Annotated in this window: 6 protein-coding genes and 1 pseudogene; 5 read left to right on the top strand and 2 right to left on the bottom strand. The window is 66.8% G+C overall.

Annotation, left to right across the window (positions count from 1 at the left end):
- The first annotated feature begins 457 nt into the window (after window positions 1-457).
- The 4 genes and pseudogenes from ACIHA7_RS09760 to ACIHA7_RS09745 all read left to right on the top strand — a co-directional run.
- Window positions 458-7,324, top strand: coding sequence for an amino acid adenylation domain-containing protein (locus tag ACIHA7_RS09760; protein ID WP_397287562.1), 6,867 nt, complete (start codon window positions 458-460; stop codon window positions 7,322-7,324).
- Between the two features lie 10 nt (window positions 7,325-7,334).
- The gene (locus ACIHA7_RS09755; RefSeq protein ID WP_397287560.1) at window positions 7,335-8,246 is read left to right on the top strand and encodes a pyridoxal-phosphate dependent enzyme; all 912 of its coding nucleotides are present in this window, start codon (window positions 7,335-7,337) and stop codon (window positions 8,244-8,246) included.
- Window positions 8,247-8,265: 19 nt separating this feature from the next.
- Complete coding sequence (locus ACIHA7_RS09750) at window positions 8,266-9,183, top strand: fatty acid desaturase family protein (protein ID WP_397287558.1); 918 nt, start codon at window positions 8,266-8,268, stop codon at window positions 9,181-9,183.
- Window positions 9,184-10,453: 1,270 nt separating this feature from the next.
- Window positions 10,454-10,516, top strand: a pseudogene (locus ACIHA7_RS09745) (hypothetical protein); the annotation flags it as partial.
- A gap of 1,000 nt (window positions 10,517-11,516) precedes the next feature.
- On the opposite strand, the gene ACIHA7_RS09740 reads toward ACIHA7_RS09745, so the two are convergent.
- Window positions 11,517-12,995: a cellulase family glycosylhydrolase gene (locus ACIHA7_RS09740; RefSeq protein WP_397287556.1), complete on the bottom strand. Its 1,479-nt coding sequence runs from the start codon at window positions 12,993-12,995 to the stop codon at window positions 11,517-11,519.
- A 410-nt stretch (window positions 12,996-13,405) separates the two neighbouring features.
- Here ACIHA7_RS09740 and ACIHA7_RS09735 point away from each other — a divergent pair, with 410 nt between their 5' ends.
- On the top strand, window positions 13,406-14,452 hold the full coding sequence (locus ACIHA7_RS09735) for a monodechloroaminopyrrolnitrin synthase PrnB family protein (RefSeq protein WP_397287554.1): 1,047 nt from the start codon (window positions 13,406-13,408) through the stop codon (window positions 14,450-14,452).
- Between the two features lie 59 nt (window positions 14,453-14,511).
- Here the strand turns inward: ACIHA7_RS09735 and ACIHA7_RS09730 are convergent, their stop codons facing one another.
- Window positions 14,512-14,967, bottom strand: a complete 456-nt coding sequence (locus tag ACIHA7_RS09730; protein WP_397287552.1) for a GNAT family N-acetyltransferase — start codon at window positions 14,965-14,967, stop codon at window positions 14,512-14,514.
- Window positions 14,968-14,991 lie beyond the last annotated feature (24 nt).

The raw sequence follows: 14,991 nt of genomic DNA, 5'->3' as shown, positions 1-14,991 counted from the left end.
GCGTCCCATGCCCGATCCGACCGCGCCCACCGCGCGCCCCATCGCCGAGCCCCACCCCACCCACCGTACCCACCTCGAAACCCCTGTGTCGCTGATGGATTACTTGCCGACGAAGCACCCGGATTCGCCGTAGTTCTCACAAGCGCCGTGAAGTCGACCCCATCATCGGCGGATCATCGACGCAGCTTCCCCGTTCGGTGACTGCACTGCGGATCGATCAGTCGGGGCTCGCCCGACGATTGTTCGGGATTCCGGAGAGCGAATATTTTGCCGCAGGTCGTGGGTCAGTTGACGACGGACGCAGCGTCGCCCGCGCTGGCACTCGCGGGCCGAATCCGCCGAATCTCTTTGCCTCCCTGCGTCATCAGAACATCATCGAGCACTTCGGTCGCCGCGTCCGAATAGTGGTTTGCGCCATAGCATCTGCCGCGAAGTTGGACCGAGGCGAGGAGATCCGGTGAGTGCTGCCGGTGGGGCATTCCGATGCGATGTGACGGACGGGATGTTGCGGTCCTTTTCCGGCCAGGTGCGAAGTCGGCCGGGTGCTGTCGCGCTGGTGGACGGTGCCGACAGCCTGACCTATGGCGAGCTCGCCGATCTGGTCGACGACTTCGCGGAGTGCTTGCGCGCGAACGGAGTTGGGGTCGGCGATCTGGTGGGGATCCGGTTGCCGCGCGGTCGGGCGGCGGTCGTCGCGATCCTCGCCGTGCTGCGCTCGGGGGCGGCGTATGTGCCGCTCGATCCGGCGTATCCGGCGGCGCGGCTGGACGCGATGATCGAGCAGGCACGGCCGCGGGCGCTGGTCACCGAGGACGGTGTCGTCGCCTTACCGGGCGGGGTACCTCGGCCGGACGCCGCGTATGTGATGTTCACGTCGGGGACGACGGGGCGGCCGAAGGGTGTGGTGGTTTCCCGGCGGGCGCTGGCGGCATTCTGTTCGGCCGCGATCGAACGGTATGGGCTCGGTGCCGATGATCGGGTGCTGCAATTCGCGTCGCTGAGCTTCGATGCGAGCGTCGAGGAGCTCTTTCTCCCGCTGAGTTGCGGTGCGGCGGTGGTGCTTCGCGATGCGGACATGATCAGCCGTCCTGACCTGTTCCTCGACCGCTGCGCGGCGGGCGGCGTGACCGTGCTCGACCTGCCGACGGCCTATTGGCACGAGCTGGTGGCCGCGCTCGATCGAGGCGAGGCCGTGCTGCCCGCGACGCTGCGGCTGGCCATCATCGGCGGGGAGGCGGCTCGTCCCGACGCGGTGCGCCGCTGGCAGGCGGTGGTGGGCGATGCGGTGCGGCTGCTCAATACCTATGGGCCGACGGAAACCACGGTGGTCGCGACCGTCGCGGACCTCACGCGCTGGGCGGGCGACGCGGTGCCGATCGGCACGCCGCTGACCGGGGTGACCTGCCGGGTGGTCGACGCCGACGGCAACCCGGCTCCGGTGGGTGAACTGGTGATCGGTGGCAGCACGGTCGCCGACGGCTATCTCGACCATCCCGAACTCAGCGCCGAATGTTTCCGGGCGGGGCCCGACGGCACGGAGTACCGGACCGGCGATCGCGTCCGATGGCACGACGATCAGTTGGAATACCTCGGCAGACTCGATGATCAGGTCAAGATTCGCGGATTCCGCGTCGAGCCGGGCGATATCGAGGCCGCGCTGCGCGCCATCCCGGCCGTGGATGATGCTGTCGTGTCGGTCGTCCAGCGCGACGAGCGGACCGTGCTGCTCGGCCATATCGTGACGGCAGCCGATACCGATTTGCCGGGGATCCGCGCGGCACTGCGGGAGACCTTGCCCGTGTACCTCGTGCCCGCCGAACTCGTTCGGCACGTGCGCCTGCCGCTGACTGCCCAAGGCAAGATCGATCACGCCGCGCTCCGGGAAGACGGACGCGCACGCGCTCTGGCGTGGACGGGCACATCCGCCGAGGCGAAGATCGCCGCACTATGGGAGTCGCTGCTCGGAATTCCGATAACGGGGCCGGACAACGACTTTCTCGCACTCGGCGGCGACTCGCTCACCGCCGTGCGGCTCTGCGCGGCTCTGCGCCACAGCTACGGCGTCGACCTCACGCTGAGCGAGTTGTATGCCGCGCCCACTGTCGCGGCGGTCGCGGCTCGAATGCGCCACCACGTCGTCCAGGCCGACCGAAGCACCGATGCAGTGCCGGAGAATGTCCCGCTGCGTCTGAGTCCACTCCAGCGCGATTTCTGGGTGGCCGAACAGGTGTGCGCCGGACTGCCCGCGCATACCTTGCGCATCCGCTACCGGTGGAACGGCCACGTAGACGCGTCGCTTCTCGCGGACAGTCTCGCTGCGCTGGCCCGTCGTCATCCGCTGCTCAGATCTCGTTTCCTCGACGACGGTGCGGAGCCGAGCATGGTCATCGATCCGGACGCGACGATTCCACTGCTCGAATCCGCCACCGCCGGTATCGATCCGCACCACGGCCCGATCGCGTACGCGGCACTGGTCCGCGGTGACACCGCGGACGAGGTGGTTTTCGTCGTCCACCACTTGGCGTTCGACGGCTGGTCGGCGGGCATCGTCGGCAACGAACTCGCGCGGCTGTATCGGGCAGGCGGCGGCTTGCCCACGCCCGCACCACTACCCGACCTCGCTGCCCTCCCGGCAGTCGATGCACGGTTGATCGCTTACTGGCGCGAACGTTTCGACGGCGCCGATCTCGATCTTGAGCTGCCCGCCGACCGTCCGCGCCCGGCGGCCCGATCGTTCGCCGCGGCCCGCGTCCACGTCGATGTCGATCCGGCGTTGCTCGCACGCGTGCATTCCTACGCGCGGAGCCGGCGAGCAAGCCTGTTCATGGCACTGCTGGCAAGTGTGCAGACCGTGCTGTCCCGCTACACGTGCCGAACCGACCTCACCGTGCTCGCTCCGGTCGCCTGCCGGACCACCCCCGGCCTGGAAGCAGTGGTCGGTCCGCTGCTCAACATTCTCCCGATACGCGGAAACGTCTCCGGCGAACCGTCGTTCGCCGACCTGCTCGACCGGGTCCGCGACGCGGTCCTGCGCGATCTGGACCATCGAGACCTCGCCCTACCGGAGTTGATCGACGCCATCGCCCGGCCGGGTACCGGGAACAGGAACCGGATCAGCCCGGTAACCCTGACGGTTCACAACACCCCCGAGCCAGGCGATCACACCGTCCGGTACGCCGGTGAACTCGCGCCCGCCGCCACCATGGTCGACGTCGCCATCGGCCTGGATTTCCCGCTCGACGGTCCGGTGCTGAGCATCGACTACGCCACCGAATTGTTCGATGCCCCGCGGATGGAGGCCCTGCTCGGTCACCTGCTGACCGTGCTCGCCGCCGCCGTCACCGAGCCGCGCACTCCGGTGAGCCGCCTGCCGCTGCTCACCGACGCCGAACGCCGTCGGATCGTGCACGAATGGAACGACAGCGCCCGCCCCCGACTCGCCGCCACGGCCGTCCACGAGCTGTTCGAGCGTTGTGCCGCAACAACTCCCGACGCACCGGCGCTGACCTTCTGCGGCGACACCATCAGCTACGCCGAGCTGAACCACCGGGCCAACCGGCTCGCCCGCCGACTGTGCGCCGAGGGGGTCGCCCCGCGCGAGTTCGTCGCGATCAGCCTCGACCGCGGCTTCGATCTTTTCGTCGCGGTGTGGGCGGTGCTCAAAGCCGGTGCGGCGTATGTGCCGCTGGACCCGGCGTACCCGCGGGATCGGCTCGACTACATGCTCGCCGACTGCGGCGCGCAACTCGTCATCGACGCCGCGTACTTCACCGGCGACACCCCGGACGACGGCAGCGATCTGCCGTTGCGCAACAGTGCGACAGACCCCGCCTACCTGATCTACACCTCCGGCTCCACCGGCAAGCCCAAAGGTGTCGTGGTAAATCACGTCAACCTGGTGCACGCGGTCGGCATGTGGCGCCACGCCTACGATCTGCGGCCGGAGTGGACCTACCAGCAGGCCGCCAGCTTCTCGTTCGACATGTTCGTCGGTGAGACACTGCGCGCGCTCACCACCGGCGGCCGACTGGTGATCGTGCCGCGGGAGACCCTGCTCGACCCCGCCGACCTGTACGCGCTGATGCGCGCCGAAGGCGTGCAGTGCACCGAACTCGTTCCGGCGGTGCTGCGCACCCTGCTCGCCCATGTCGAGCAGCTCGGACAGCGGCTCGACTTCGTCCGGTTGCTGATCGGCGGCGGCGAGGAATGGCGGGTCCGCGAATACGAGCTCGCACGTCGACTCGTCGGCCCGGACAATGCGGTGGTCAACGCCTACGGTGTCACCGAGGTCACCGTCGACAATGTCTGGTTCACCGGATCGGTCGATCATCTGCCCGGCAATGCACCGCTGCCGATCGGCGTGCCGTTCCCCGACAATCGCGTCTACGTCCTCGACGCGCATCGCGCACCGGTGCCCGCCGGGATCGTGGGCGAGCTGTATCTCGGCGGCGCCGGTGTCACCCCCGGCTATCACCATCGGCCGACACTCACCGCCGATCGGTTCGTGCCCGATCCGTTCGCACCCGAACCCGGCGCTCGGATGTATCGCACCGGTGACGCCGCCCGGTGGCGGCTCGACGGACAGGTCGATTTCCTCGGGCGGCTCGACGGACAGGTCAAGGTCAACGGCTACCGGATAGAGATAGGCGAGATCGAGGCTGCGCTGGGTGCTGTGCCCGAGGTGGTCGGCTGCGCGGTCACCTTGCACACGCCGTCGTCCGCGCTCGCCCGGTTGATCGGTTACGTCGTCACCCGGGACGGCTCGGCCGCCGACGAGGCCGCGATCCGCGAAGCGCTTGCCACCGAATTGCCCACGCACATGGTGCCTGCCCGAGTGCTCACGCTGGCCGCACTCCCGCTGACGCCGAACGGGAAACTCGACCGCAGCCGGCTTCCCGCACCACCCGACGACGCCGGGCCCGGCGCGGGGCCGGCACCGCGCACGCCGACCGAACAACACATCGCGACGGTGTGGTGCGAGGTGCTCGGCGTCGCGGACCTCGGCATCGACGACACCTTCTTCGCCCTCGGCGGCGATTCGTTCGCCGCGCTGAAGGTGATCCGGCGGATCGAGCCGGCACCGGCGTTGGTCGAGCTCTACCGATACCCCACGGTGCGGCGGCTCGCCGCGTTCCTCGACGAACGCGAGCCGGGGCTGCGCACCGAATGCCGAATGCTGCACCGGCTCACCGACAACGATGCCGGACGCGACGGGATCACGGTGGTCGCCGTGCCCTATTCCGGCGGGAGTGCCGTCGCCTATCAGCCGCTCGCCGAGGCACTTCCCGCGAACTGGGCGCTGTACGCGGTGGAACTGCCGGGACACGACCGGGCACGTCCGGACGAGGAATTGCGGCCTGCCGCAGTGGTCGCCGAGCTGATCCTGGCCGAGCTGCCCACGATCAGCGGACCGATTCTCTTGTACGGCCACTGTTTAGGTGTCGCGGTAACGATCGAGTTGGCTCGGCAAGCCGAGGCGGCGGGCATCGAACTGGCCGGTGTGGCACTCGGCGCGGCGTTTCCGACCGCGCGGCTGCCCGGCCGGTTCTTCGACTGGTTCTATCGGCTGGTTCCGACCGACCGATTCACCTCCGACCGTGAGTACTTGACCTATCTGCGCGGTCGTGGCGGCTTCGTCGACATCGATGACGCGCAGCAGCAGGCGTTCGTGCTGCGCAACGTACGCCACGACGCCCGCGACGCCGAGGAGTACTTCACCGCCGCCTACACCGACCCGCGGCCACCGCTGCAGACGCCCGTGCTCGCGGTCGTCGGTGCCAAGGATCGGGTCACCGAGCACTACGTGGAACGCCATCGCGAATGGCGGCACTTCAGCGACGGACCGCTCGATCTGGCCGTACTGCCGAGGGCCGGGCACTTTTTCGTGAAGAGCCACGCCGAGCCGCTGGCCGAGGCGCTGGTCGGTTTCGCCGAGCGGAGACCCGAAACCTCTGTGCCAGAACCGGTTACCCCGGCTGGGCCGCCACCCAGTCTGTCCCGGTTCGCGCTTGTCGCCCTCGGGCAGTTCGTCTCCATGGTCGGCAGCGGGCTCAGCGCCCTCGTGCTCAGTATCTGGGTGTTCCAGCAGACCGGGTCGATCACCGACTTCGCCGTCGTCAACGCGGTCGGCCTGTTGCCCGGCATCCTGGTCAGCCCGGTCGCGGGCGCCGTCGCCGATCGCTGGGACCGCCGCAGGGTGATGCTGGCCAGTGACGCCGCCGCCGCGGCGGCCATGAGTGTGCTTGCGGTGCTGGTGTTTACCGGCGGGCTACAGTTATGGCAGATCTACCTGACCGTTACGGTCACCTCGATCGCCGGCGCCTTCCAGCGCCCCGCATATCTCGCCGCCGTCGCGCAACTCGTGCCCAAGCGCTACCTCGGGCACGCGAACGGCATCAGCCAACTCGGTGTCGGTGTCGGGCTGGTGTTCGCGCCGATGCTGGGGGCCGGGCTGATCGGGTTGATCGGCATCGCGGGCGTCATCCTGCTCGACATGCTGACATTCACCGTCGGCGTCGTCACGCTGCTGCTGGTCCGGTTTCCGAACTTGATGTTCCATCGCCGTGAAGAAACGTTCCGCAGCGAGATCGTCAACGGGTGGCGCTACATCACTCGCCGCCCCGGCATGCGCGCCGCCCTGCGGTTCTTCGTCATCGACCACGCGTTCTACACCCTCGGCTTCGCCGTCATCACCCCGATGCTGTTGCTCGAGCAGTCCCCCGCGGTGCTCGGAATCGCCCTCGGCGCAGGCGGACTCGGTGGTTTGGCGGGCAGTCTCGTGATGGGTCTGTGGGGCGGCACCGTCCGGCGGACCAACGGGCTGATCATCTTCATGGGCATCGGCAGCCTCGGCATGACCGTCGTCGGTTCGGGTAGTTCACCGGTCTTCGTCATCGCAGGCATGTTCCTGCTGACCTTCGGTGAATCGCTGGCCGAGGGGCACTGGATCGCGGTGGTACAGACCAAGGTCGGTTTCGAACTACAGGGCCGGGTCCTGTCCATCTTCATCACCGTGATGATGCTGACCATGCCGCTGGGCTACCTGCTGGTCGGCCCGCTCGCGCAACGGTACGTGCGCCCGCTGCTGGAACCGGGCGGCCCGCTCGCCGGGACGGTCGGCCAGCTCATTGGGGTCGGCCCCGGCCGCGGGCTCGCCATGCTCGTTGTCCTCAGCGGTTTGCTGCAACTCGCCTGGGCGGTGCGCGGCTGGCTGGACACCCGCCTGCGCCTGCTCGAAGACCACCTCCCCGATGCCCTGCCGCCCGCCGAGATCGACTCCCGGGACGACCTGCAACGCCTCGCCGACGCTCAACTTCTCCGCTGAAAGGCCACCAGTGCCCGCCTCACCCCTGACCACCACACCGACCGACGCGTACGCCACGCCGCTCATCGACGCGGGCGAACTCGTCCCGGGAACCCGAATCCTCATCAAGGACGAAACCCGTTATGCCTCAGGCAGTCACAAGGAGCCGGCCGCCCGCGCGGTGGTCAGCCGCGCCATGGCCGACGGATACCGGCGAGTCGTGGTCGCCACCTGCGGCAACTACGGCCGCGCCATGGCCATGGCCTGTGCGGCGGCCGAGCTGGCCTGCACCGTCGTGCTGCCGGCCGGGTGGAGCGATGGTGGCGCGTTCATGCGCGACGCCGGTGCCGACGTGCACCTCGTCGACGGCAGCTATGAGGATGCCGTCGACGAATCGCGCTCCCTCGCAGCGGAAGACGGCTCGGTCGACGGCAACGTCGACGGCCCGTACGTGGACGCGGTCTTCGACGGGCACGGCGTCGTCGTGCACGCGCTGCGTGTCGCGCTGACGGAACCGCCTGCCGCACTGTGGATTCCGGTCGGCAACGGCACCACCATCATCGCGGTGCATCGGCAGCTACGAGCCGTCGGCTGGTCGGTGCCGATCAATGGCGTCGGCTCGGCCGCCAACAACCCCGTCGTGACCAGCTGGCCCGGCGAATACCGGATGCTGCCACCGGACGGGGTGGTCACTACCGATCACAATCAGCCCCTGGTCAATTGGCATGCGCTGCAAGGACCCGAGGCAATGGCCGCGGTCGCCACGACCGGTGGCGCGATCTTCGGCGCCGACGACAACGAACTCCTGGCCGCCAGGGACCTGCTCGCCGAGCACGGCGCCCGGCCGACCCCCTCCGGCGCGGTCGCCCTTGCCGGACTGCTCGGTCATGCCCGCCGCACCCCGCTCACCGGCACCCACGTCGTCCTGCTCAGCGGCCGCTGACCCGAGTCGAGAAGATCAGATGACCCACCCTGCCGCCGGGCTGCTGTTCGCCCGCGCCCGGACCAGCGCCGCCGACGAACGCGTGTTCCTCATCAAACTCGCCCTACTCGGCGCACTCACCGCCATTGGCGTGGCCCTCGCGCTGCGCCCGGAACCGCTCGCACTGATCGCCGGAGTTCTCCTGCTGGCGGCCATGTACACCCACGCGGTCGAACTCCAACATCAAGCGTTGCACCACAGCGCTTTTCGCGCCGCCTGGCCGCACCGCCTCGTCGGCGTGCCCCTAGGTCTGCCACTGCTGGTCGTCTACACCGACTACCGGGTTCGCCACCTGCAGCACCACCGCCACCTCGGCACACCGAACGACACCGAGTTCTTCGGTTTCGACACCCGCAAGCCGCTCACCGTCGCCCTACTGCTGCGCGGCATGTTCGACTACGCACGTCTGTTCACCGTCGTCCGCGATGTGCTGCGCGCGGCGACCGGACGCCAACGATCCGAACCCGGCCACCTCAGCGCCACCATGCGCCGCCGAAGCAGCACCGAACACCTGATCCTGGGCGCGCTACTACTCGCCGCCGCAGCCCTCGCCGCCACCGGCAGCCACGACCTCGTCCTCCGAATCTGGCTGCTGCCCTTATTCTTCGCCGTCCCCCTACACTTCCTCGTCGAACTCCCCGAACACATCCTGTGCGACACCGACACCACCGACGTCCTCCGCAACACCCGCTCCATCCGCGGCAGCCGCCTCACCACCTGGTTCACCAACGGCAACAACCTGCACATCGAACACCACGCCGCAATGTCAGTCCCCCTCAACCAACTCCCCACCCGCCACCACGAGGTCCAGCAACGCGCCGTCCACGTCGAACGCACCTATTTCGATTTCTACCGAACGCTGTGGCGCGAGCTCCGGGCCGCCCGGCGGCAGCGCTGAGCCCTACCAGCGCTCTCCCCAGCCACCGCTGAACTGCTCGGTCGTGCGAACAACGGATACCGATCACCCGACGCGGTTTGCCAGACTGAGCGGTACACGCAGGTAGCACTGCATGCCGTGGGCACAGTCGACTGCGACGGCAGGTGACGATGGGCGTGGATTGTGGATCGTGAACAGAACTACTTCGATGCGCTGATCGCCGACTATGTCGCAGCCCGAGACGACGAGCGCGAGCTGAATAATCAACTTGTAGGCGTATTCGGTGGTGTGGTGACGACGCTGGCCCTGTTCGGGGCTTTCGTCACCTTCGTCAGCGGCAAGGAACCGTCCAACCACATTCACGATGCCGCGGCGGCCGCGGTGCCGCTCATTCCGCTGGCGCTGGCGTGCATGTTGCAGGTCACCGCGTCACAGGCCACCGTGCGCAGCTTCTACTCCCGCGCTCTGGAACGTGAATTGGCGAAGTTGCTACCGCCTGGCAAGCCGGATATGGCGGGCTATCCGCTGTTGCGGCCGGTCATGTACAGGGAAATGATCGCCGAACTGAACTCGCTCAGCCATGGGTACCGGATTCCGCGAATCCTGCAGCTCGTCGCCATGTTGTCGTTGGAGTTCATCTTCCTCGGACTGCTGTGCTACATGGCGCGACAATATGCCTTCTATCTTCAATTCACCATGGTGGTGGTCTATCTACCCGTCATCATCTTGCTCGCGGTGGAAGCGGGCAACGGCACCGTCAACGGGCGCTCCTACTTCCTGAAGCTGGTGCGTGACACCAGGGCTCGCCGCGCAACGCCGTTGCTGCCGCTGGTGCGACCGCGGACCGGTGAGCGGAAGTTGCTGTCCTACCTACTGCTGCCCCGGCCGATGGATTTGAGCAAGGCACTGTTCTTTCCGATCGGGACACTGACCTTGATCGTGATGCAACCTTCGGTGCTCGAGGTTCCCTACTTCGTGCCACGAGCGCTCGTGCTGTGGTTCATCTTGGAGATCCTGATCTACCAGGGGCGGTATCAGCTCAACGATCTGCGCGGGCTGGACGAGGACCGGGTATCGCCGAACGCCGAGCAGCGCGGCAGGATCCCAACGCAGGCAGCAGGTGTTCAGACGGCAGCGTACGCGACATTGGGGGCGATCGGTGGACGCGTTGTCCTGACAATAATCTTGTGTGGCCTGCCGTTCGTCTCGTTCTTTCACCATGTGATCCCCTTGGCCGCAGGGGTTTTGGCGATAGCGGTGTTGTACGAAGGGATTCGCAGCGTCGAACGCAACAGATTCGACGCGCGCGATCCACGCCGCCACGCCCCGCCGATCGTCGGCTGGCTCGTCGTAGCGGCGGTCGGGCTCGGGTACCCACTCCGCGCCTTCCTCGGCCTCAGCTTGCCGCCGACCACCGGCGGCGGCAAGGACATTGCGTGGGAGTGGAAATGGCCCTGGAATTGGGATCTGCCCTGGCAATGGGAATGGCCGTGGCGTTGGGTGTGGCCCGGCCAAGACGATTGGACGGCGCCGTTCGGTTTGCGCATCGAAACCGAATGGCCGATCATGCTGGAGCTCGCCGCCTACTGCTTCTTTCTCGGTATCGTTTTCGTCTCCATGACCTGGTGTCTCGAGGGCGGAACCTATGTGTGCCGAAGCCGCACGGTGTACGGAAGACGAATATTCTTTGCCGACGCTTTGATCGCCCGGAAGCCGCATCTCCTTTTGCTGCTCAGACAGACTCGATGGCAAGTGGCACCGCTTCACCGCACGATCCCGGCCGGCACCTCGGAATTCAACGGACGAGGAAATCGTTGGCTCGATCACGCCACCAAGCCCCATGCGATATGGGACGTCGCGCTGCTGATCGCGACCGCTTTCGCCATCGTCGTGGTCGGCGAATTATGGGACCTCACATGGGACGCAACGCCTTATCGGTTCTGCGCGCTGATTTCGCTGGTTGCACTGATAGTGTGGGCGACTCTCCTACCCGCCCGGGCAAGTTCGCCCAAACTTATCTCGCAGTGGATGGCCGATGTCCTCGGCACCGCGGCGGTCGTGCTGACGCTGGTAACCACGACGATCGTCGCCGCAAAGCTCAGCCCGCGCTCGATGCCACCGTTCGCCATCGCTCTGGGGGTCGTGCTCACGCTGCTCGCCTATTCGACTCCGGCTCTGATGTACAGATACTTCCGCGCAATCTCTTACAACGATCTACGTCTCCCCGATTTCTTCAGCACTTTCGCCGTGCTCACCATCCCCCGGCAGGCGGTGCGGCTCATCATCGGACGCGGCCTCATCGACCGAATCTGGCCACTCGATGCGCGCGCACCGCGCTGACCGGTGCGGATGATTCAGCGGCCGCTGGCCGGTCCGGTCGGTACCTTGGCACCGGCGGATCCGGGCCGGTTGATGTACACCGTGACCGGTGTGATGCCGTTGCCTTGCACGGTGACTACTCGCGCTCCGGGGGGCGAGGTGACGGTGCCGCCGTCGGCGCGGACCTCGTAGCCGTTCGGGTAGTGCAGGTCGGAGACGTAGATTTCGGTGGGGGCGGCGAGGGGTTGGGGCGTGTAGCGGTAGGCGAAGTCGCCGGTGGCGGGGTCGAAGGTGAGGGGGCCGGGGGTGCCTGCGGTGGCTCGGGGGTAGGTGCGGACGAGGTCGCGGCCGATGTCGCCGAGGAAGGGGTCGGGTTTCGGGCCTGCGGGGCCGAAGCTGGAGGCGTAGTGCCAGTATTGCCAGCCGATGAAGCGCTCGTCGGCTCGGGTGAGGGTGTTGCGCAGTACCGTTGCGTCGCCGTCGCCGAATTCGGTTACCAGTGTGGGGATTCCGGTTCGTTTGGTGAAGGAGTCGATGTTGCCCCAGGTTTTGTCCTGTTGGACCGGGCATACGCCGCGTAGTTCTTCGGGCAGGCCGAGGTAGATGGCCAGTTGGCTGGGGATGCAGTAGTCGTGCGGGGCGAAGACGATGCCGGGTGAGGTGATCGGTGGGTTCTTGCCGAGGTTGGTCGGCATGGTTTCGTTCCAGGTGACGTTCGGTTCCCAGAAGACCGGGATGCTTGCGTTGCGGGCGCGCACCGCGTCGGTCAGTTTCTGCATGGCCGCTTGATATTTGGCGTCGAAGCGGGGGCAGCCGTTCGGGAAGCAGGTGTGGAACGCCGATCCGGGCCATGGTTCGTTCATGAGCTCGATACCGAGTACGCCGGTGCGGCCCTTGACCTTCTCGGCCAGTGCCGCCAGCGCCGTGCCGAGGTGGTCTAGGACGCCATTGCTGTTGTCCCACACTTCATCCCAGCCACGGTTCATGCTGGGCATCAGGTAGTAGAGCGGGAAGCCGGGGTTGGGTTCCCAGGCGGCCGGTCGCGCACGGAGCGACCATTCCGGAAATCCATTGCCGCCCCAGATCTTCGACAACCCGTCCTGGTGATTGTCGAGCAGCGTGTAGATGCCTTGCGCCGCAAGGGTATCGATCACCTTGACGAGACGTTCGAGGTAGGCGGTGTCGACGACGCCGCGGGTGGGCATTAGCCCCGCGAAGCTCACACCGAGGCGCACGGTGTTGAACCCATGCCGAGCGAGTAGTGCCGCGTCCTGGTCGGTCACGGTGAAGCCGTCGCCGGGTTCTACGTACGGCGCTTGCTTATCGACGTTGTTGACGCCGTGCAGCAGCACTTTACGGCCCTGCGCGTCGACGAGATAACCACCCTCGGCTTGAATTTGACTGAGCGCCGGCGGGGCGGCTTGCGCCGGGGTCGGGACGAGCACCGAACATCCGATCGCGGCTACAGCGGCGCCGACCGCGCATTGCCGGACACGCGCCCGCACCGCGGCCATCGTCCTCATCATCATTGTTCGCATTGGCTTCCCCGATCCGGTGGCCGACAACCGGCTTAATGGTCACACGTCCAGTTCGGGCGAAACCAGCCATCGCCCGTCCGGGGATTCCCCACTTGGGCACCGGACGCGATCAGTTGACATTTACCAAGTGTTTGCCCAATTCCTCTTCTCACGATCATGGGATGTTTGTTTGCCTTGCGCACACTGTCGCTCCGGACCGTTCGGGGTGACGGCACGAATGCGCGACCAGCTGCGAGTTGTGACGGCTCGCAGCGGCAAGAGAGGATCCGATGCCAGCCCTGAAGAAACGGTCACGCCTGTCCGAACACAGCGAACCGGTTGATAGCGGAGTCGACCAGATACGCCTCGACGAGGCGTCGTGCCGGCAAGTTGCGCACCGCGACCCATTGTCCGCCGACGCATTGCTGGCACGATTGCCCGAGCTCAATGCCGCCGCCGACGTGCCACAACTCGTCACTTCATTTCGAGAGCTGTTGTGGCGGGCCCGGGAAATCGACCTGACGCATGTCGCCGACCGCCTGGCCGCGATGCGCGATATCGGAATGCTGCTCTCCTCACTGCAGCGCCACGGCGTCGAACCACTCGAGGCCGCGCCCGAGGGCACGGACGCGTTACTCGCATGGGGGCTCGCGGTGGACATGGTCCCGCGAGACACCGTGCTGCATTACGGCGTCTGGAACCCGCGCGGCAAGCGTCAGCGGATGTTCCTCGGAGACCGCGAGGAGAACGTCATCATCGACGCCGTCCGAGTCGGCACCATCCTCATCGACGAAATAGCGCCGACGATCGCCGGCTTGGCCGAAATTCACCCCGGCGATGCCGCCTTCGGCGAAACCTGCCACGCCGCGGCGGACCAGTTGGCGACCCTGCCCGATCTGATGAACGACGTCTACCGCAACGTCGACCCGGTCGACTTCTACGCCGCCCGACTGCGCCCGTTCATGGCGGACGTTGTCATAGCCGACCGCCAATACTACGGTCCCGCACCCGTGCACGTCCCCCTCTACCTGATCGACCGCCTCGTCTGGTCCGCCGACCACAGCGACGCCGACCTCCGCTACTTCCAGCACGATCTGGTCAAATACGCTCTCCCCCACTGGCGTCGACTGTTCGAGCACACCGAAAACACCCCCTCCCTGATCACCCGCCTGATCCGCGAATTCGACCGCCCCACCGGCCCACCCCCCACCAAACTCGCCGACGCCATGGACGGCGCCATCCGAATCATGAACGCCCTGGTCACCTTCCGCACCCTGCACAACCGCATGGCCGGCGGCGCCTACACCGACACCGCCCGCCACCCCACCGGGATGGCCGGCGTAAGCCCCGGCCTCCTCGACCACATCCTCACCCTCACCCGCGACTGCGCCTCCCGCACCCGCGCCCGCCGCACCGGAATCCGCACCCTCCCTCCGGATCCGCACTCCCTCTGACCGCCCGCATCCGGTGCGGGTCCCGAGAACCAGTGCGCAGCTCCGAACCAGCTAGCCGACTACTCGACTTGGAGCAGTCGAGGGGACACGGCAAACCCGTGACGCAGGTAAGCGTTGATTGCGCGATCGCTGGAGTGCACGGTCACTCGCTCCAGTCCGAGGCGACCGGCCTCGACGACGACGGCATCGATCAGTCTGCCGCCCAAGCCCGTATCCCTATGTTCCGGCACCACATACACACATTGCAGATCACCCGACGCTCGTTCGGGCGCGTGCGGCGTCGGAACGCGCTGGGTGACCGCGAGCCACGCCATACCCAGGACGAGATCACCATCGACGACCACCCAGCACTGGTGCGAACGTTCGTTGTCCTTGGCCCAAGCCACGAACCACGCAGTGAACTCCTCACGAGTGATATCGGGCGTGCCGCGCTTCTCCGTGACCCACTGCCACCGAAGTAGCGCGACGGCGGCCAGCTCGTCCTTTTCGGCTGGGCGAACAACGATTTCACTCATCCGTGGATTCTGGCGCAGCAGTGC

Source organism: Nocardia sp. NPDC052316, from assembly GCF_044547795.1.
In the GTDB taxonomy this organism is placed as follows: domain Bacteria; phylum Actinomycetota; class Actinomycetes; order Mycobacteriales; family Mycobacteriaceae; genus Nocardia.
This window is presented reverse-complemented; position numbering and strand designations above follow the sequence as displayed.

Coding starts and splice junctions, on each gene's coding strand:
- ACIHA7_RS09750 (WP_397287558.1), top strand. CDS start 8,266: ATGACCCACCCTGCCGCCGGGCTGCTGTTCGCCCGCGCCCGGACCAGC.
- ACIHA7_RS09740 (WP_397287556.1), bottom strand. CDS start 12,995: ATGGCCGCGGTGCGGGCGCGTGTCCGGCAATGCGCGGTCGGCGCCGCT.
- ACIHA7_RS09730 (WP_397287552.1), bottom strand. CDS start 14,967: ATGAGTGAAATCGTTGTTCGCCCAGCCGAAAAGGACGAGCTGGCCGCC.